Source organism: Paenibacillus phytorum (assembly GCF_013141715.1).
Taxonomy (GTDB): Bacteria; Bacillota; Bacilli; order Paenibacillales; family NBRC-103111; genus Paenibacillus_E; species Paenibacillus_E phytorum.
Window position 1 is genome coordinate 160,261 of record NZ_WHOA01000072.1, and the last position, 21,026, is coordinate 181,286.

15 protein-coding genes are annotated in these 21,026 nt (G+C 46.1%); 2 read left to right on the plus strand and 13 right to left on the minus strand.

The window, feature by feature from the left end:
* Positions 1-7 precede the first annotated feature (7 nt).
* From GC098_RS10000 to GC098_RS10060, 13 genes are all read right to left on the minus strand, one after another.
* On the minus strand, positions 8-823 hold the full coding sequence (locus GC098_RS10000) for an RQC-minor-1 family DNA-binding protein (RefSeq protein WP_171643021.1): 816 nt from the start codon (positions 821-823) through the stop codon (positions 8-10).
* 525 nt (positions 824-1,348) lie between these two features.
* A complete protein-coding gene (locus tag GC098_RS10005) occupies positions 1,349-5,779 on the minus strand; it encodes a coiled-coil domain-containing protein (protein WP_171643022.1) in 4,431 nt (1,476 codons plus the stop codon).
* Positions 5,763-6,524, minus strand: a complete 762-nt coding sequence (locus GC098_RS10010) for a DUF6063 family protein (RefSeq protein WP_246358523.1) — start codon at positions 6,522-6,524, stop codon at positions 5,763-5,765. The genes GC098_RS10005 and GC098_RS10010 overlap by 17 nt, the downstream gene beginning before the upstream one ends.
* Complete coding sequence (locus GC098_RS10015) at positions 6,508-8,034, minus strand: replicative DNA helicase (RefSeq protein ID WP_171643023.1); 1,527 nt, start codon at positions 8,032-8,034, stop codon at positions 6,508-6,510. The genes GC098_RS10010 and GC098_RS10015 overlap by 17 nt, the downstream gene beginning before the upstream one ends.
* Positions 8,022-8,912: a Wadjet anti-phage system protein JetD domain-containing protein gene (locus GC098_RS10020; protein ID WP_246358524.1), complete on the minus strand. Its 891-nt coding sequence runs from the start codon at positions 8,910-8,912 to the stop codon at positions 8,022-8,024. The genes GC098_RS10015 and GC098_RS10020 overlap by 13 nt, the downstream gene beginning before the upstream one ends.
* A gap of 295 nt (positions 8,913-9,207) precedes the next feature.
* Positions 9,208-10,314 carry an IS200/IS605 family element RNA-guided endonuclease TnpB gene (gene tnpB / locus GC098_RS10025; RefSeq protein ID WP_171643025.1) on the minus strand — a complete coding sequence of 369 codons (1,107 nt, stop codon included), beginning with the start codon at positions 10,312-10,314 and terminating at the stop codon, positions 9,208-9,210.
* A gap of 6 nt (positions 10,315-10,320) precedes the next feature.
* A complete protein-coding gene (gene tnpA, locus GC098_RS10030) occupies positions 10,321-10,722 on the minus strand; it encodes an IS200/IS605 family transposase (RefSeq protein ID WP_171643026.1) in 402 nt (133 codons plus the stop codon).
* Between the two features lie 352 nt (positions 10,723-11,074).
* Positions 11,075-11,860: a carbohydrate ABC transporter permease gene (locus GC098_RS10035; RefSeq protein WP_376773853.1), complete on the minus strand. Its 786-nt coding sequence runs from the start codon at positions 11,858-11,860 to the stop codon at positions 11,075-11,077.
* A gap of 116 nt (positions 11,861-11,976) precedes the next feature.
* The gene (locus GC098_RS10040; RefSeq protein ID WP_060646971.1) at positions 11,977-12,858 is read right to left on the minus strand and encodes a carbohydrate ABC transporter permease; all 882 of its coding nucleotides are present in this window, start codon (positions 12,856-12,858) and stop codon (positions 11,977-11,979) included.
* Positions 12,859-12,871: 13 nt separating this feature from the next.
* Entirely contained in the window at positions 12,872-14,179 is a 1,308-nt protein-coding gene (locus GC098_RS10045) for an ABC transporter substrate-binding protein (RefSeq protein ID WP_171643028.1), read from the minus strand.
* A 121-nt stretch (positions 14,180-14,300) separates the two neighbouring features.
* Positions 14,301-15,476 (minus strand): response regulator transcription factor, encoded by a 1,176-nt coding sequence (locus GC098_RS10050; RefSeq protein ID WP_171643029.1) that lies wholly within the window; start codon positions 15,474-15,476, stop codon positions 14,301-14,303.
* Positions 15,477-15,480: 4 nt separating this feature from the next.
* On the minus strand, positions 15,481-16,761 hold the full coding sequence (locus GC098_RS10055) for an ABC transporter substrate-binding protein (protein WP_246358525.1): 1,281 nt from the start codon (positions 16,759-16,761) through the stop codon (positions 15,481-15,483).
* A complete protein-coding gene (locus GC098_RS10060; RefSeq protein ID WP_312880023.1) occupies positions 16,748-18,589 on the minus strand; it encodes a cache domain-containing sensor histidine kinase in 1,842 nt (613 codons plus the stop codon). The genes GC098_RS10055 and GC098_RS10060 overlap by 14 nt, the downstream gene beginning before the upstream one ends.
* Positions 18,590-18,916: 327 nt before the next feature.
* On the opposite strand from GC098_RS10060, the gene yhbH reads away from it, so the two are divergent.
* Both yhbH and GC098_RS10070 read left to right on the plus strand, forming a co-directional pair.
* Complete coding sequence (yhbH, locus tag GC098_RS10065) at positions 18,917-20,074, plus strand: sporulation protein YhbH (RefSeq protein ID WP_171643031.1); 1,158 nt, start codon at positions 18,917-18,919, stop codon at positions 20,072-20,074.
* A partial coding sequence (locus GC098_RS10070) for a SpoVR family protein (protein WP_171643032.1) occupies positions 20,071-21,026 on the plus strand: 956 nt, incomplete at its 3' end. The genes yhbH and GC098_RS10070, both read left to right, overlap by 4 nt.

Below are 21,026 nucleotides of genomic sequence, written 5' to 3' on the forward strand. Positions count from 1 at the left end.
GATGGGTCTAATCAAAATCATTCCAAGTGAATCCTTCTATTTGCCTTCGGCGCTCCTCTCGGCAAGAAGAACAACGTTTTGGCGGATCCCAGCCACGCATGCGGAATACATCCTGTTCCTCTATCTTCCATTCAAAACGTTTTCCGCATTCCCAGCATTTAAGCCGTTCCGCTTCGCGCGGTTGATGAAACAGGTCGGAAGTAATTCCCACTTGAGGAGCTGCACCTTCTAAAGCTAAACGACTTTCCCCCTTATTCTGAAGATGAGCAATAACCTCCCTTATCGCTTTCTTCACCTTTTGATAATCGACAAGCTGCCACTGCTTGAGCAGAGGAATGAAGCGTTCATCCGAAGTGTCCGCAACTTTCTGTAAAAAAAGTAAAATCATGCCTCGGTTGCGATCTTTCAGATAAGTCATATCCATGTCACTAATTCCGGCTTCAATCCACTGTCTCCACTGATGCAGCAGCAGGTCAGTCAACTGATCACACTGGATCAGCCATCCTTTTTCTGTGAAAATAAGTAGGGGCATATCGCGGTTGTACTGCAATTCAAGAAAATCATTCTTGATCATCCAATCGACTCGTTCTGTAATTTGCTCTAGAGTCAAGTAACTATAGTAGCCATAAGCCACATTCGTGTTCAATTCCAGCTCCAACAGCTTTTTATCACGTGAGCCCTTTAAAATTTTGGCCAACATGTTCCTTCCTGCACTACCGATCAAGCTATCTGCCGCGTGAAGGATATAACGGATTTCCTCTTCTCTTAAACTAGCTGCCATCTCCGGTTTCGACTGCTTATTCTTATGATTCATTGTGGCCATAAACAACCGTTCCTCCTCGCCATACTTTTTTCGGATTAACCAGCTTCAATCAACAGTTTCTTTTTTCAGACTCATTCTAGTATTGTATTATTAATTATAGACAATATTTTAATATAGCAAAACTAGAATAGAAATGTTGTTCTCCGTGCTCACACCTAATCAGATTAAACCGTTTATTTTACACCCAGAGCTAGTCGTTAGCCACGCAGCGATCAATTATTTTTACAACAGCAAATAAAGCTTCTACATTTCGCTAAAATCTGGTGATGTCGGGTGCATGTTGAGTTTGGGATACAAATAGAAGAGAATATGTTCACAGGTGGATGAACAATTATTGTTTGGCTACTTGGTAGAAGGAGCGGCTGGGAAGATCACCCTAACGGTCCTTTTAGGTTTTAGAAGATATCCGTAATTTGTATTCTGGCGTCAAAAAAGTCTGCCTGATCTCCTATGCATAATCAAGGGAGATAGGGCAGACTTTCTTAAACAGCACCAGTGAAGATGATCAATCGAGTGGTAAATTTCCTATATGAATAACTCCATCTGCTTAACATCCCCTAATCGCTCTAACGAAATCGGTGCGTAATCACGGAAATAAGCCTGATTAATTTCCTTCTCTTTCGTCATCACTAGTTTGCTCCCATTCGCCGCTTGTCTGAGCCTGCAGCTAAAGACGACAGGGAAATAGTCTTTGAGAAATTTCCCTTCCGCATGCGCGGTGAGCGCTATAATTTGGAAACCGAGCTGTTCGGCAATAAAAAAGACAGGACTCAAGACATGATCGCTCGACGCTTTCCCGAAAGGATTATCCAGGATTACGGTACGATGTCTTTTCATATTTGCTTGAATATGCTGACGTTTTTCAGCGACGTAGTTGAGTAATCCCAAGAATAGCGTCATATTCTTGCTCCATTTTTCCCCGCCGGACCAATTATTAGACTGCTCCCAGGAGAAGGAAGCCTTCGTTACGTTATTTTCATTGGTTACTTTGCGGCAGGAGACTTTCATCGGTCTTTCTTGCAAAACAATGTGCAGAAGCTGCTTGGTATCCAACCATTTTTCGATCTCCTTACGAACGGTGGATTTCACTTCCTGCCCGTTGTCATCGCGGTAGTGTCCCTTTTCAAGTTCGGCCAATATCCATTCCAGATGCTTGCGCAGATGGTCCTTGGCCTCCAGCTCATCCCATTCAGGAATTTGGAACGAGTAAATGTGCTTCCACTGGTCCTCAACCTTTACTCTGGTTTTATTAGGGATATCTCGAAGTTCAGAAGCAATCAGCTTTATATGGCTGTGCACATGAATAATATACTGCTCTAGCTGCTGATTATGGGTGCGCATCGTTTCTTCTGCAACATGGTTGACACGTTCAATCCGGCTGTGCATTTTCTGTTGAAATTGCGTTAGCTCCTGATAGTTGTCTTTTTTCTCGACACCTTGCTCGGCCATGTCTCTCATTTTGATATCTTTGATTTGTTTCCTGCAAAAATCGATAAAATGAACTCTCGCTTTTTTTACCGATGTCTCTTCTGCTTCCAGTTCCTTCATAACGGCGGATAGCAAAGTCACGGATTTTCGGACCAGTTTCATTCTGTCATTCGGAAACTCGGCTTTCAGCTCTTGCGTGATAAATGACGCCTGAATGAGCGGATTTTCAAAACCATGCATGATTTTATATTGATTTAAGTATTGGATAACGTCTTCTATTTTACCTAATTGGGCCTGAATTTGTGTATGCTGCTGCTGTAATCCAGTCTTCTGCTGCTGCAGGCGTGTATCTTCGCTTTGGACTTGCTCTTGCACCACAGTCAGAGACTCCGTGAAGGCTATAGGTAGCTCACCCGAATGCGCAGTGCCATACTGCTCAATGAGTAGTTTAATAGTCGTCGCTAGTGCATCAAATTGCTTCTCAACTCGCGTAAATTCTTCTTTGTCACGAGACATCCGAGATTCATAGTCCTTGAGCTCCGATAACAGCTGCGACATCTGTTCTTCACCGGTCACAGAAAACGCAAGATCCTCATTCAAATCCAAGTCCGCTTGTTCGAGTCGAAGCTTATTCATCTCCTTCTCCAACGTTGTTCTGCTAGTCTTTGCATGATTCCACTCCGCTTCAAGCTGCTGACGCCCTTGGGATATGCGATTTAACTTGAGATTTAAATCCTTCCGTTCAGTTTTCAACCACTCTATGCTATGATTCGCTTCAATCGGCTGCACATCAACAGTTTCCATATACAGATCTTGATTTTGAAGACTTGATTTTTCGGTTCTCAAATAGTTCATTCTGCTTTTCACGGATTCGAACTGCAGCTTCACTTGCTCCATAGAGCGCTGCCTGCTATCCAACTTGCTTTGCTGATCTTCTGCCTGTTCAGCAAGCTGATCGATGGCCCCGTTCAATGCGGAGATTTCTTTCCCCAGCTCAACATATGTCCGTCCTTTTTCAATCCATTGCTGAAGCTGGACCATTTCACCTTTTTGCTCGTCCATGATGTTACTGTGCTGCTGAATCGTTTGCTCAGCCAGTCGCACCGATTTCCTGATTGAATCCTCTTGGTTCTCTAATTCACGCACTTGTTCGCGCTTAAGTCCAACTTGCCTTTCCATTTCTTGTACGACCTCAAGCGGGTATGAAGCAATGAATCGACTGAAAGAAGTTTGTAAATCAGAAGTACGCTGCAATTCACTTTCCTTTACTCTACGTGCTGTCAGAACCTCTTCACCTTTTTGAGATATCGTTTGTTTCCAGCTCACAAATTCCTCGACATCCGCATTTTCACGCCAATGCATCGGTTCAACCCAAGCTTTTTCTTGCACAGCTATCGGCGTATCCATATTGGCTAGACGCGATGCTTCTTGCGATGAGATGACTTGAATCGGGAACTGCATATCCTCCGCATACTGCCGCAGCTTGCTCGTTAATAACCCAACCTCTTCTTCTGTCGTAATCAAAGTCACTGACCAAAGAGGATGTGTCATTGCCCGCTCGGTTAGGTCTAAGCCCTGCAAATATTGAATGCCTGTCTCCAATAACGCGAATTGATTACGCCATTTTTCCACCAATCCTGCCACATAGACATCAGCAAAAAAGGCATGTTGGTAGCTATAATCATCGATATAACGGAAAGCCAGACGCTCTTTCAACAAGTAAGCTTCCTTTTCCAGGTGCAGCTTTTCCAAATCCTCCCTAAGCCGTTCTTCAATCGAACTCTGCTTCTCATAAACGGATGAGAGTCTCCCCCATGAAGACCTGTAAGCAGCGATTTCAGAAAGCATAGATTGATGCTCTTTTTTGAATGCTTCGAGATTTTGCTCAGAGCTGACGCGTTCCACATAGGCGATCTTGAGCTGTTCACTAACTCGTTCCAGTTCTCTCCCGCTTTCCTCTTTACCGAATGCCAACTCCTTGTTCTTCTGCACAAGGTGCACGTTGCTATCATCCAACTTCTGATAACGCTGAATCCAATCCGGCATACTGCCTTCCATGCTCTCGACTGCTGGATTTGCCAAAACATTGATCCTAAGAACGTCCCTATCTTTCTCACGAGCCTGCACAATGGATCTATGTTCAATGAGCTGCTTGTTCAATTCCTCAAGTTCGCTCGATAGATCTCTCAAAATCGTTTCCTCTAAGGCCGTCCTATTCTGATGAGCATCTAATTCCTGCCTGAGTTTCTCTTCTTCCACCTGCCACTCTTGCTCTATCTTGCTGTAAAAACTGCGAATTTGCCCACTATTATTGATCCATGCTTCCCGAAGATCCCCTTCTTCTTGGGTATTACCGAACTGATCAAGTTCGCGCTGCAAATAATTCATGCGCTCTTCTGCAGAGGTCCACTGCTGCTTGTAGTCGGCTAAACGCAGAGAGTAGTAGTGCTGCTTAGCACTTCGTACTTGCGTCTCTTTCCGCTCAACGTCTTCCTCGACCAATCTCAGCTTTGTTTCCAAAGCGGATTGCTCCTGCTTTTGCTTGGCAATCTGAAGGGATTCTTTCTTCCGAGCCAATAACTGCAACTGCTGATCGCATTCTGACATATGACGGTGCCATTGTGAAAGCTTAGTGGTTTCCTCATTTTTCTGCTCATTCACTAATAACCAATAGGCCTTCGTTTCAGCCTGGGCAGCTGCATAAGCCATCTGTTTAGCATCCATTTTGGCAAAATGAAGCACATAGCCATCCAATTCAACGAGGATTTTCTTATTTTCTTCGATTTTCTCTTTTAACTCTTTATATTTTTTGAAGCTGTCCCTGTGCATTTCAAAATTATTCGCGAACTCGCCTTGTTCATATCCTGCCATTGCATCTTCTACCGTTGGGATCAACAAGCGATCGAACAACTGGCTCGTCGTTTTACATTCATCAAAAAAGCTCTCTACTCCGCCCTCTGAGCTATTGATCTTCGCAATTCGATCCCACTCTGATGCGATAATGTGATAATCGTTTTCCAATACTTTCTTGTACTCTTTCATCGTGGGAGGTAGCTTCGCGTTCATTCTTTTCGACGTCATCTGGTGGTAATAATCATGGATTTCGCCTTTATCGGCTGCTCTAAGGCTGCCTGCACTTTCCTTGACAAAAGGTATCCGATCAATGGCATCGGCATCAAGCTCCGGATAATCATAGACATACCGATAAGAATCTATCCCTGTTGCTGTCAGAAACAAACTAACGCAAGTGACCACATATCTCCGTGGCCGTTCACTCAGAATCCACTCGATCGCGATATGCGCAGGGCCGTTTTCGAGACTTAACGTATCCTTCATTTTACGACCGGCAAGTTCCGCATGCGGTAGTATGGCTTGAATGGCAGATTGGATAAAAACCGTCTTGCCCCCTCCATTTTCCAGAAGAATCGCACCATTATGCCCATCGAAATGAAACAATTCGTCGTTGTAGCGCTTATTTCCATCCTCATAGACCACATTCGTAAAACGTATTTTAGAGATGGCTGGCATGTTCGCTTCCCTCCCCCTCATTTGCATTGCTTTGATATAAAAACTCCAAAATGCCGCGGTTATATTCCAGCTCCATAAAATAACGCTGCACAACCACTTTCGCCTTTTCAGTTAACGTAATTTCCTGATTACCAATATCGATCACTAACTCTTGCGCGACCAGAAACTTGCGGACAGAGTCCATAAAGCTAACCCGGCTAATCGTATTCCCGCTTTGCCTCGCAGCTGTTTCCTTGATATCGTCCATGGCACTCCATTTTTCAATCAAGGCCGTCCAATTATAGGAAAACTCCTGCTCCATCTCTCTTAATTCAGCTTCAGGATGCGTCTTCAATAACGCTATTCGCTCATTCACAAGCTCCGTCCACTCTTCAATTCCGATAAAACTTCTCGTTGGCTCCATCGTTTGGTAGCTGTCATAAAAGGCTCCAATCAATACGATGATACTGACATACATCAGATAGAGATCCGCATTCACGGCATTCGCCCTCAGATAGGTACGTTTAATCACTTCGTTGTTCATATGAAAAGGCGATAGCCGTGTCTCCGGAATCATATACAGCTGTTCACCGGCAATAACCGTTACGCAATCGACCTCTCGCGCGAATTGATCCACTAGCCCTCGCACTACATCGTCCGCCATGTATTCTTGGAGCCATTCTTTGCCAACCGCGTTATCGCGAGCGAGCAAAGTATAGATGCGAAAAGCTCTCATTACTGTCCCATTTTCAAGTCCAATTGTCATCCTGTTCTCCCCACGAAATCAACATATTCTGAATGCTAAACCTATCGTTTACCTTAATAATATCTTCTTGCTCAATGATGACCAGACAGCGGCTTCCCAGAAGCATATACATATCTTCCAGCAACGTCCCCGGCTCTTCATTCTGCTGCTTATCCCTATCATCCGCCCGAAGGGGACTTCTTTGATGCAGATAGATCCAAAAATCGTAGAAAGTTCTCTCACCCAGCAGTCTTGCATGCTCGCTCTCTTCGAACAGCTGAATGAACGGTTTCAATTCAACTTGGCCCTGTTCTTCCATCCTTTGCAACAGCTGCTCCATCAGAATCTTGTACAACTTTTTCTGCATCGTCTGGTACCGGTATTCGTCGCTGTCTCCGCCAAGTTCCAGAAACTTGTCATCCCGCTCTTGTCCGCTGCCGTCTTCCAGCATATTTTGCTCAGCCCACACGCTTAAAAGCGACCACATCTTCGTCTCTTGTACCGGTAAGAACGGGACCAGCACACCTTTCATCGTCTCCAAAGGCAATGGCGTACTAAAGATAAGAGAAGCAATATCCTGATCAAAATTAAAGGAATCCAACCCGGTATAATATAAGGATTCTTGCGCTGCGCCAAGTGCATGTGATTTCAACACCATACTCTGATGAAATAGATCCGAGTGCTCGCCATGCACCTTCTCCAGCTCATTGGATATGCGTAAAATTAACTCATAAGGCCGTTGATCTGCTTGTCTAACTGTTTGTGCCTGAACGCGATCCTTCGTCTCCTTCACGAATTGCCGCAGTTCTTCAAACTCTTCATTTTCCATCTGCAATCGCAAATAAATATCTTCCAGCAGACCTTTATAACGTCCGAACGTCTCTTCAGACACGATATTTCTTTTCAACTCATGCTCCAGCTTGACCATCCGTTCCTGCAAAGCTTCCACATCGATTCGCATTTCATTAATTTGCCGCAGGGCTCCTTCGAACTCGCCCTTTTCCAATTGCTTGCGTAGTACCAACTGATGAATTGATAATTGAAATTCGGTATAAAATTCCTTGGTCGCAAAAATAAGCTCCAACCCATCTTCGTCGAGCGTGTAGTACTGCGTATTCGTTTTTAAGTCGAAGGCATTCGCTTTCAGAATCGATATATAAATATGTTCCTTCTGACCGGATTCCCAATTCATAAACGTAAAATCCCGTTTCTTCCCTGTCGTCGGGCGAAACACTTGCGTGATCTGCCTGGCCAGATCCTCAAATTCGATATCGTCCAAATCGATGAAGATCCCCGTCACTTTCAAAAGAAACTCGGCTAAGTCTTTGACACCCGCCTTATTGTTTCGCATCAACTTCTGCTCAAAAAAGTAAAGCAGCGTCAATAGCCCAAGCTCCATGAAATCTATCGGTTTATTTTGCCGATCGGTTTGCCGCTTTCTCTGAAGCTCATAGAGCGGATCAAAAAGTGCCAGCTTGGTCATACGTTCCCTAAACCCGGAAATAACCTGACCAATTTCTATGTAATCCATGCTGTGTGCCTCCAAATCGTACAAAGCTCGTGTGTAGGTAATATTTCTTGGGGGAAGTAACCGCCTGCTCTTAAGCAATCACTTATCTTAACTTGTTCCTCCGCTGTAAAATGAGACATGAATGCTTGCACAGCTCGCTCATTGTCTCGTTGGTTTTCTTTGCCGTATGTAAAATCCCTGCTCAGACATGCTCGATAAAAGGGAAGCGCCGGTTTCGCCGGACTGCCGAAAAGGGCAAGCACCCGCTCATTGAACAGATGCCATATGGAAATTCCTTCTTTATCTATATCGCCAAAATAGTAGAACTCGTGAGCAGCGTCCCTGAGCGGAAGCTGCATCGACAGCAGCTCAATGCTTTTCGTAACACGATAACCGCCACCAAAAATTAGCGTGGCGAACGGAACATCCGGCAAAACTTGCAACAGCGCTTGATAGGTCGTTTTATTTTCAACAATAAGATGCTTATGAACCGCATTGGTCAGGCCATATGGATTCACAGCAAACATCAAGGGATCATCCACAGGGAGAATAAGCAACTTGTCCCACAAACCGATTCGGACCAGCAGCTCTTTCCCTTGCTTCTCCGTTATCCATTTCTCATCAGCAACAAGCTCAAAGCTTCGCTCCGGTTCCGGTGCGGGAGTGCTTGGAAGCATATTCTTTTTCAAATAAGCATCTATTCGTTCAATAAAAGGCCTATCTTTCTCCCAAATGCTAGCTTCTAAAGAATAATAGTTATCCAGTTGAATGAACGGATGCAGAAGTAGTCTGGCCCGATGGATTTCCTTATGCGTATCTTCCTTTAAACGATTCTTATGCACTCTATATTGATAGGCAAGGGATGGTTGTTTACCTGTTCTCCCGTTGCGCTGAACCATCTGTATAATCCCCTCAGATTCAAGCTCCAGTACCGACCGAGAAAATTCTTCATAGGTACATGGCTCTCCTAGAAATATTGTTTCTAATTCTGAAAGTGAAACTGTGCTCTTCTTCAAAGATTGTAAATACCTGCGTAATTGAGAAATGGGGTACATGTACAGTTGCTCCTGTTTGAGAATATATGCCTATTATTTGAACCTCTCATGACTAAAGTCACGAGATTCTTGGGTAGTATCTTCTAACGAAGAGAAGTTTACCAAGCTACCCCTGTCGTTCCGACAGTTCGTGTAGTTACTACACAGTAAGCAGTCTTTTGCCTTCGGCAAGAATGTTTAGGCTTGCATTGAAATCTCTGTCGTGATGCGTTCCACAAACTGGGCAATTCCATTCACGCAAGTTCAGGTCTTTTACATCTTTATTTTGGTAGCCACAACACGAACACAACTGCGAAGATGCGAAAGTTTTGCCTACCCTCACGACAATACGACCATACCATTTCGCTTTGTACTCTAGCATGGAGCGAAACATCGACCAAGATACTTCACTAATCGCTTTAGATAATAATTTACCGTTCCCCAGCATGTTTGTTACTTGCAAGTCTTCAACCGCAATGATGTCGTGGTTTTTGACAATATGCGTTGAAATCTTATCTAAGTAATCTTTTCTTGTATTCGCGATATGTTCATGTATTTGAGCAACTTTGATGCACTGCTTGTACCAATTGTAGCTACCTTTAATCCTACGTGAAAGTTTACGCTGTGCCCTTGCCAGTTTCTCTTCAAGTGTGCGAAAGAATTTAGGATTGCCAAACACTTCACCACTGGATAGAATTGCAAAATCTTTCAAGCCAACATCTATCCCTACTTCATTGCCTGTTTTGGGCAACTCATGGATTTCAACTTCCGCAAGTACAGATACAAAATATTTACCTGATGGATTGCGTCTAACCGTAGCGTTTAATATACGACCTTCGATTTCACGACTTTTGGAAAATTTCACTAGCCCGATTTTAGGTAACTTGATCAGATTGTCTACAATTTCAATATTTCCATTCGTGTAGTTTGTTTTGTAAGACTGTACAGGATTCTTCTTGCTCTTAAATTTAGGCGTATCGTTTTGTTTTTTGAAAAAGCGATTGTAAGCATCACTCAAATTCCTTAGTGCATTTTGTAAAGAAAATTTGTCTGGTTCTTTCAACCAGTCTATTTCTTGTTTTAGTTTTGTGAGTTCAGCAGAACATGCACTATAGGTTAAGCCTTTGCCTGTCTCTTTGAACGCATCGTTCCATTGGGCAAGAAAATGATTAAACACAAAGCGACTGCATCCAATCGTTTTGTTGATGAGTGTTGCTTGTTCTGGCGTGGGGTAAATGCGGTATTTGTAAGCTCTTTTCATTAACATTGCATTTCACTTCACTTTCTGATTCTGAATGTAAGTTCTTATCTGTGCTTCGGTATGTTCACTTACTGTTGCAACAAAATAAGAAGGATTCCACAGATGACCTCCCCACAATTGCTTTTTAATCTTAGGAAACTCTTTAAACAAATGTCTCGCGGAAACACCTTTTAACGCTTTAATCATACTAGGTACTGAATGCTGTGGTGAACAATCCACTAGGATATGAACGTGATCGAAGTCACTTTTAATTTCAGATATAGTGAAATTGTTATCGGTTGCAATTTGAATAAGAATTTCTTTTAGTCTTATGTCTATTTCTTCAACAAGAATCTTGTGACGGTACTTTACGCACCACACGATGTGGTACTGAATGGCATAGACGTATCCACGACCATGCTTAATTTCTGACATACAATCACCTCTGACTAAAGAATAACATATGTCAGTTTTATTTCCTACAGAAGCCTTCATTATTAAAGGGATTGTTGCAATATTCACCGAAACATATGTCGGATAGTTAACGTGGCAATAGCTACGCCCTATCCGAAGTTTTCTAACTCACGACTAAAGTCATGAGTTTGCAAAAACTTTCCATCAAAATTTCAAAGGTTGAAGGATTGATAGGCCATTGGGAAGTAGTTCTATCCAATAAAAAAAGCCTGTTTGAGCGATTAGGCCCAAGCAGACTTTATCAAAATGATGTTTCCACTTCGATTTCCTTCCAATCGTTTTCGTCCCTTTTTCAGTATAGCACAGCGAGTTGTCAATCTTTCACCGACCCCTGCATAAGCCCGGCAATAAACTGCCGACTGAAGATTGAGAACACAACAATGAGCGGTACCGTAGCCATCAGCGTTGCGGCCATGACCATTGAGTAGTCCGTGCTGTACACGCCATTCATTGAGGCAATCAGCATCTGGATCGTGAATTTGTTCTGTACCGAGATGACGACGAGCGGCCACAAATAATCATTCCAGGAATTCAAGAACGTAATGATACCTAGCGTTGCTAGCGCCGGGCGAAGCACCGGAAGCGCTACTCGATAGTACAGGTCGAAAGAGTTACAGCCGTCAATGCGTCCTGCATTGATAAGTTCATCATGCAGCACGGAGGCCGCATACTGCCGCATCCAGAAGATGCCAAACGCACTTGCCGCACCCGGGATGATCAAGGCTTTCAGGTCATTGATCCAGCCCAGCTTTTGTATAATGATGAACTGGGGGATTAGCCCCAGCTGCTGAGGCACCATCATGGTCATCAGCAGGAAGAAGAACAGGAACGGCTTGCCCGGAAATTGGAATTTGGCAAAGGCAAAGCCTGCCATCGAGCAAAAAAACAGAACCAGCAGCGTGTGCACACCTGCTACGATCATGCTGTTGCCGAATGATCGGAAAAACCCGACATGATCAATAACCTTTCCGATATTAACTAGCAGCTGATCGCTCGGCAGAAACCTCGGGGGAAACCGGAACATATCCGAAGTCGTTGCGGTAGACATCACGAACAGCCAGTAAAATGGAAATAGCGACAATAGAGAACCGACCAGCATCCCGATGTGAATAAGGAACGTTCCTGAAGCCCATGAGGACTTCGCTGGGGTCTTGGTTAGGACGACGGCATCTCTGCTTCGGCGAGTGACCGTTACTTTGGAAGATTCCGTGCTCATCAGATGCCCTCCCCTCTCGAAACGAATTTCCAATTCAAGAAGGAGAAAATACCGATGATCAGGAACAGCATCCAAGCGATAGCGGAAGCATAGCCGAACAGCTGATTGCCGAAAGCTTGGTTATACAGATACAGCACCAGCGTCAGCCCGCCTTTGGTTGCCCCGCCGGTATTGCCGACGAGAATTAAGGGCTCGGTAAACAGCTGCATGCCGCCGATCGTCGAAAGGATCACAGTGAACAGAATGATCGGCTTTAACAAAGGCAGCGTAATGCTGAAAAACTGCTGCTTCCGGCTAGCCCCGTCAATCGTAGCTGCTTCATACAAGTCATGCGGGATACTTTGCAGCCCGGCCAAGTAAATGATGGCATTGTAGCCCGTCCACCGCCAAATGACCATGAGCGACACGGCGACCTTCACCCAGAACGGATCGTTGATCCATTCAATCCGGGGCAGCCCAACGACTTGGAGCAGCCCATTAATCAGCCCAAACTGGCTGCCGAAAAACGACCCGAAGATAATGGCTACAGCCACAATCGACGTAATATTCGGCAGAAAATAGACCGCTCGATAAAAATCCTTGAACCGCACGAAAGCGGCATTGAGCAGAAATGCGACGACCAGTGCCAGAAACAGCTGCGGTAAGGTTGAAAAAAACCAGATGACGAAGGTGTTTCCGACCGATTTCCAGAAATCTGGATCATCGGTCAGCAAATTACGGAAATTGCGAAGTCCCACGAACTCCATCGGCCCGAGCCCATCCCACGAGTGGAAAGCCAGGTACAGCGAGAACAGGATCGGAAACAAGCCGAATACGATAAACAAGATATAAAATGGAGATATCATCAGGTAGGGCGCCAGATACGTCTTCAACCCTCTCATCGCAGCCACATCCCTATTTGTTTTTCAATTTGGTCTTGGCCTTCTCAATGAGGGCCGCGAATTCTTTGTCAGGATCCTTGCTCTTATCGACCGTCACGGCCTGCATGCCATCGCTAATAATATCTTCCACGGTTTGATAGAAAGGTCCTTTACGCTGCACTTTCACATCCTTGGCTACCTCGGAGAACAAGATGCCGAGCTTCTGGTTGCCCCAGAATTCATACCCCGCCTCTGTGAACGCTTTATCGCCATAGACCGACGGAGTCGAAGGGAAATTGCCTGAAATCTTGAATACTTCTAACTGCTGCTGGGGTGAAAGCATCCAACTAATAGCTGTGTAAGCTTCCTTGGCGTTCTTCGTTTCCTTCGGAATAAGTAAGAACGAACCGCCCATGTTGCCGGTACCTTCTGGAATTTTGGCTGCTCGCCATTTGCCCTTCGTATCCGGTGCGCGGGTTTCGACGTGCCCTTTGCCCCAAGCGGCAGAGATGTACGTAGCGATTTTGCCCGAATTCAGAGCGGCAGAGTACTCCTGCAGCGCATTTTTCTGGTCATAAGCTCCAGCGATGCCCATTTCACGGGCTTTTTTATAATAATCCAGCGCTTTTTTGATTTGCGGGTTGGATTCCATTGTTAAATTCTCGTCTTTATCAAAGTACAGTTCATTGCCCTGGTCGCGAATCGCACCATATAATTCATAAGGGTTGGATAAAATACTGGCGCCTGTTTTCTCCTTCAATGTTTTGCCAGCAGCGAGGAAGTCGTCCCAATTCTTAATCTTGGCCGCAACATCGTTAGGCTCCGAAGGGAGTCCGGCTTGTTGGAACAGATCTTGGCGGTAGTAAAGCACCATCGGACCGATGTCCGTTGGAAATCCAAGCTGCTTGCTGCCAACGCTGCCTTGCTTCCATTTCCAATCCAGATAATCCTTAGACAGATCCTTTGCTCCATACTCGTTCAGGTCGTAAAATTTATCAGGATACTTCAAGAATTGGTCCATCTGAGAAATATCGATCATCGCAATGTCCGGAGCCCCCGAACCTGCCGACATAGCCGTCAACACCTTCTTATGGGCGTCCTCCCACTTATAAATCTGTGGAATAATCTCGATGTTCGGATGGGTGCGGTTAAACTCTGGTATAATTTTTTCAAATGATGCCCCCTGCCAAAACCACATTTGCAGTTGAACCTTTTTCCCGCTGTTTCCACCTGCTTCATTTTTTACTGCGCTTTGCGTACCTCCGCTGCTGCATGCACTAAGAAGAACTAGAAGAGAAACCAAGAGCAGAAACATGGACTTGCGTTTAGGCATCCGATTCATTCGATAAACGCTCCCTTCACCATTTTCAACTGGACTTTCAAATTAGTAAGCCCTTACATTTAGTATAGGCAGGACATTACAGCTCGTATAGGTAACGAATCTTCGATTTCTTGGACTCTTCTCAGGAATGTTCCACCGTCCGATAATCCCCGGGGGCCATGCCGACGAAGGTTTTGAAGATGCGGCTGAAATAGGCTGGGTCCTTGTACCCTACCCGAATGCATACCTCATATACCTTCAAGTTCGTCTCGCGCAGCCATCTCTTGGCCTCCGTGAGCCTGATCTGCGTCAAGTACTGGGTATAGGTAAGCCCCATCTCCTGATGAAATAAATTACTCAAATAATTGGCATTCACTTGGAATTGCTGGGCAAAATCGGACAAATTCACCGCTTCGTTGGCATATTCGTTATGTACGTATTTCAAGAGCGCCTTAATAATCGGCGGAAATGAGTCCCCTCTTTCCTTCCTTGTAATTTCGTTGAAGCCCAAGCTCATCATGCTGCGCATATACATCAGCCCAAGATCACTTATCTCCTTGGTGCAGCCGCCATGCCCTATCTTCACTTCGATGCGGAGCTTTGCTTCCATCCACTTCGAAATTTCCTGCACCCGCTGCTCCCAGGCCACTTTATCATCGTGCTCAGTGAACAGAACCACAGTGATGAGCCGGTCCTCTTCGCATACTGCCGCCGTCCCCAATCCGCTGAACGATTCATGAGCACATTCCCGGATAAAGTAACGTACCGAGGTCTCTCCCAGAGACCGCAAATCCTTGGTCGAAAAGGAGACGAGCCGGATGGTGGCATATTGCGGAATCAGCCCTTCATCGAAAGTTGGCACCGGCACCCCGTGGAGCAGGTCGTGCATTCGTTTCTCCAGCAACGCCCGGCTGCGGATCACATTCACCTGCTCGGATTCCATCCGCCTTCGGTACTTCCCATAAGCTTCGTTGTACACCTCTAGCAGCTTCTCCTTGGAAAGAGGCTTAAGCAGGTAGGCTGCCACTTGATGCTGCATCGCTTTCATTGCATAATCGAATTCCGCGTGCCCCGTCAGCACATACACTTCGGTTTGCAGTGAATGCTGCTGGATATATTCGGCAAGCTGCAAGCCATCCCCCGCCGGCATGCGGATATCTGTTATAACGAGCTGCACCGTCCTCTGCTGCAGTATTGTAATCGCCTCCTGCCCGCTAGAAGCATCCAGCACTTCACCCACGCCTTCGAATCGAGCCAATGTTCTGCACATTGGAAGACGTACATTCGCTTCATCGTCTACAATCAGAACAGTAAACATACGGTTACCCTCCTCCCTCTACATGGTTTAGCGTCTCAAACTGCTGCATAATCCCTTTCCATGTTAACTCAGGATCTGCACCGTCAGATTCAACCCGCCGAAGACCGTCGCGAATCCATCTTTCAATCGTCGTATAATCGTAATCGTCGTAGCCGGATTTGTAGCGAAGCGCCGTGTAAGAATAAATTTGACCGACAGGTGCATCATTGAAAAAGGGATCGTGAACCTCCAGGAAATTAGAAGAGGAGTACGATTCCGGTGTGGAAGGAAAATTCCCGCTGCCGATAAAATTCGCCAGCTGCTGCTGCGGAGCCGTTAGCCAGCTGGCTAACTTATACGCCGCATGGGGAGATGAGCTTGTCTTCGGTATCGCCAAGTATGTCCCCGTTAAATTGGATGGCAGACCAGGTGCCCGGGTCAGATCCCACTTTCCCGCTGTAGCAGGAGCATTCTTCTTCATCATGCCGTGAAGCCAAGAGGGGGCTAATACGAGGGCGAATTTTCGATTGACCGCTCCTTCGGCCCAAGAGGAGGTTTGCGACTGCAGCCCAGCACTGAGGCCACGTTTGTGGAAAAACACCGCCCGATCCCAAGCTTCCTTAACATGAGGACTTAATTCGTGCTCCACAGGCAGCACATATTGACCATCAAACTGGTTGAGATAGCTAAGGAAGATATTGGTGATATTATCGAATAATAAGGCCCCCGTCCGCTGCTTCAGTAGGACTCCTGCCTGCTCCAGCGCATCCCAATCGGACAGATAGGACGCCACCTCTTCCCGTTCTGTTGGTAAACCGGCCTCTTGAAATAAGTCATGGCGGTACGCAAGCGCCACTGGCCCGATATCTACAGGCATGGCATACAAGAAGCCACCATTCTTGCTTTCCGCTTGCCGCCATTTCCAGTCCAGATAATGAACCCGCTCGTCGCCGTAATCATAGAGGTTATAGAACTGGTTCTGGAAGCGCTTTAATTGATTCAGCTGCGAAGCCTCCAACAGAACAAGATCAGGGGAATCGGCCTTCGTGGCCAGCGAAGTCATGAGACTCGGCACCACATCGTCGTATTGAAAAGTAACCATCTCAACATCCATCTGAGGATTGTCAGCCTCATACTTCTTAATCAGCGGCTCCAGCCCACTTCCCGGCCACAGCCAGATACGCAATGTACTGGGCTTCGGAGAGCTTTTCACACTCGGCATGACCATTTCGGGGGAGCAGGAGCACAGCAGGCTGATCATTGCTAGTACTAGCGAAATCCGAAGAAATGAATTAGGCAGCGCCATCATCCCCTCTCTTAACCAGCATTGACATTCCTTGCTCCCTATCAAACTGAGATGACGGGTCCAGCAATGGAAGCGATAATACCACCTGCAGTCCTCCCAATTGACTTGTCATCAGGCGGATTCCGTATCCTGTACCAAAGAAAGCCTGCAGCTGCTTATGCAGATTGCTTAACCCGATGCCACCCGCCTTCTTCTCAAAACCTTGCTCCCGATGAATCGAGTCTTCAAGCGACTGCAGGGCCGTAAGCGGCATTCCTACGCCATTGTCTTCCACAGAGCACAAGATCTTGCCACCCTGCCGATAGATCCGGACCCGAATTAGCCAGTCCCCCTCGTCCTTTTGCTCTAAGCCATGGTGGAAGGCATTCTCGACGAGAGGCTGCAGGACGAGCCGGATCACGCTTTGCTGCTGCAATCCTTCCTCTACGTCGATACTAACGTTAAATTTCTCACCGAAGCGCGCCCGCTGGAGCAATAAATACCGGTCCAGCTGCGCCAGATCCTCCCCGAGCGTTACGAAATCAGTCGACGGATGGACGCTGTAGCGAAGCAGTTCTCCGAGCGCGAGTGTCATTTCCTGTGCCTTCTCCGGCCTCTCGTCCTCAATCGTCCAGTAAATCAGATTCAGTGAATTATATAAGAAATGCGGGCGGAATTGGGCTTTCAACGCGACAAGCTCAGCTCTCTGGGCACTGATCTGCTGCTCGGAGAGCCGTTGAACGACTTCCTCCAGCTGACGCACCATGCCATTGTAGTTTGAATACAGCTGCGTAATCTCCCGGCTCGCAAAAGGCCGGTCGATCGGCTTAATCCCTTCCTTGCTCAGCTTGTTCATCCCATCGGCCAATTGACGAATTGGCTTCGTTAGCGTCCAAGTGAAGTACGCTACCAGCGCGAGGGCAATCCCGATACCTGCAGCCATGGTCAGCAGTGCGTTTGCCCACATCTGCGAAGCGTCACTGTACACCGCTTCGGGTTTGAAATAAGCGATGGTGGTCCAATCGCTGTAATTGGACTTGGCGTAGGTCACAAGCATCCGCTTGCGATCCTCCCTCGTCGTCCATTCGAAGAAAGGCTGCGCATTCCCGCCGAACTTGGCAAACAGCCCTTGATCTGCCGCCGTTCCAATCTCGCGAGGCTCCGTCGAATACACGATATTCCCTATGGAATCCATCACCTGCACCTTTCGCTCGATGCGCTGGCCCGTTTCACCAATCATCCGGTTCATTTTCTCCACAGGAAACACCACGAACTGATCCCCCAGTACCGTGAGGTTTCGAGAGTCCTTCAGCTTTCGGGCCCCAATAATGGCAGGAATCTCACCGTCTCGCCAAGCCGGACCATACACCCACAGCATATGACCATCGAGTTCCTCCATTTTCCTATACCAAGTGACAGCACTCACTGCGTCATCTGCCTTCCGCCAAAACAACTGGAGTGACTCGTTAGACGAGTAAGCATTGCCTTCCCGGTCGAAAAGGTGAATGAGCATTTCACCTGCGATATAGCGCGTTTTCTCCGCAAGGTAGCGGTTCAGCGCAAGCTGCTCTTGCCCTCCTTGCTTCGTAATCGGATTGTTCAAAGCGGTCTGCACCTTTTCATCGAATGCAATCATCTGGGAGGCTTGATCATATTGACGCAGCAGCACATCAATCTTAGCCGACAATTGGTCGACAGACTCCTGCGTATATCCAGCCGTACGATTCAGCGCTAGCTGTGAAGTTAAGCGATAGTTGAACAGATTGGTAAGCGCAATAGCCAGAGCCGCAATGAGAAACATGCCGGCCAGCAACTGAATGAAGATAGGAATAGGTCGTCGTCGTATCACGGTTCACCTCGCTTCCAAGCATTAACATTTAACGGATATGTCCTGAACATAATTCTAGATAAGGGCATTATCACCTTCAATTGATGTGAAAATGAGGAAAACGAACTAAATAATCTGAATATTCGACATGTAATGGTAATTCTCTTCTACCTGTCAACTCTTCGGTCTGGCAAACTTACAAAGCATCACATATCCCACCCATATTTGAATATATTTAATAACAAGCTTTTTTCACCTCAGCCCGTTCAGCATTATGCTTGCCATAATAATTCAGCAAAAGCTTACGACGTAAATTTCGCTAAAGCAAAACTCTAAGGAGGTGTCCTCATGACAGAACCCCTTTTTATCGTTTCCAAAGAGGATTGGTCCTTGCATCGCAAAGGATATCAGGATCAGACCAGGCACCAAGAGAAGGTGAAAGAAGCCATTAAACAGAATCTTCCCGATCTGGTTACTGACGAAAGTATTGTCATGTCCAATGGAAAGCAGGTCGTGAAAGTTCCTATTAAGAGTCTGGATGAATACCGATTCCGCTATAACTTTAGTAAAGGAAAGCATGTTGGTCAGGGAGACGGGGACTCTCAGGTCGGCGATGTGTTGGGCACAGATCCGCAGCCAGCCCAAGGCCCTGGGAAAGGTGAGGGTGCAGGAGATCAAGCTGGCGAAGATTACTATGAAGCGGAAGTGAGCATGGAGGAACTGCAAGCCATGTTGTTCTCTGAGCTGGAGCTCCCCAATTTGCAGAAAAAAGATAAGCGCAATATGACCACGACGGAAGTGATTTTCAACGATATCCGCAAAAAAGGGATTATGTCCAACATCGATAAGAAACGGACCATTTTGGAGAATATGCGCCGTAATTCGCGCTCAGCCTCCCCTGGAATCCATCACATCAGCCCTGATGACCTTCGTTTCAAAACGTGGGAAGAGATTGAGAAGCCTCACTCGAATGCTCTGATTATTGCGATGATGGATACCTCCGGTTCCATGGGTTCCTTTGAGAAATATATTGCCCGCAGCTTCTTCTTCTGGATGACGCGCTTCCTGCGTACGAAATATGAGAATGTCGAGATTGTATTTATTGCTCATCACACCGAAGCTAAAGAGGTCACGGAGGAAGAGTTTTTCACCAAGGGCGAAAGCGGAGGTACGATTTGTTCCTCGGCTTACCAAGCAGCGATTGATATTATCGACAAACGGTATCCACCGTCACAATTTAATATTTATCCGTTTCATTTCTCCGATGGCGATAATTTGACGTCAGATAACGAACGGTGTGTGAAGCTTATTACGCAGTTAATGGAGCGCTCCAACATGTTCGGTTATGGAGAAGTTAACCAGTACAATCGCAGCAGTACACTCATGTCTGCTTTCCGCCATATTCATGACCCTAAATTTCTTCATTATGTCATTCGTGAGAAAGGTGAAGTGTACAAAGCACTGAAAACCTTTTTTACAAAGCAGGAAGGGGTGGCTGTTCAGTGAGTAAAACCGAAATCCAAAAGCTAGAATACGCCATTGATGAAATAACGGAAATTGCTAAAGGTTTTGGACTTGATTTCTTCCCGATGAGGTATGAAATCTGCCCCGCCGAAATTATATATACCTTCGGTGCATATGGGATGCCGACGCGTTACAGTCACTGGAGTTTCGGTAAAAATTTTCACCGCATGAAAACTCAGTATGATTTTGGTTTAAGTAAAATTTACGAATTAGTCATAAATTCTGACCCATGCTATGCCTTCTTGCTAGATGGGAATTCGCTCATTCAGAATAAACTGATCGTCGCACACGTTCTTGCCCATTGTGACTTTTTCAAAAATAATGCCCGTTTCGCAAACACGAACCGCAATATGGTAGAAAGCATGTCTGCTACCGCCGAAAGAATTCGGCAATATGAAATCGAACATGGCATTGACGAAGTCGAGCAATTCATTGATGCCGTGCTAGCTATTCAGGAGCACATTGATCCTGTGCTGACCTTATCCTATCGACAGACGCGCAAGCGTCAGGAAACCCATAAAGCCTCCACACCAGCGGCACGTTCCGTAGCAACCTATGGATATGAGGATATATGGGATCTAGATGTTAAAAACAAACCCCCTATACCTGATAAGGAGGAAAACAAACGCTTTCCACCTCAACCTGAAAAAGATATCTTGCTCTTCATTGAGGAGAATGCCCCCTATATGGAAGAGTGGCAGCGGGATATTCTGACCATGCTACGTGATGAAATGCTCTATTTCTGGCCGCAGCTTGAAACGAAAATCATGAACGAAGGCTGGGCCTCTTACTGGCACCAACACATATTGCGCGAGCTGGATTTGACTGAAGAGGAGACGATTGAGTACTCCAAGCTCAACTCCTCAGTCGTGGTTCCGTCCCGTCATACCTTAAATCCTTATTATCTCGGGCTCAAAATTTATGAAGATATCGA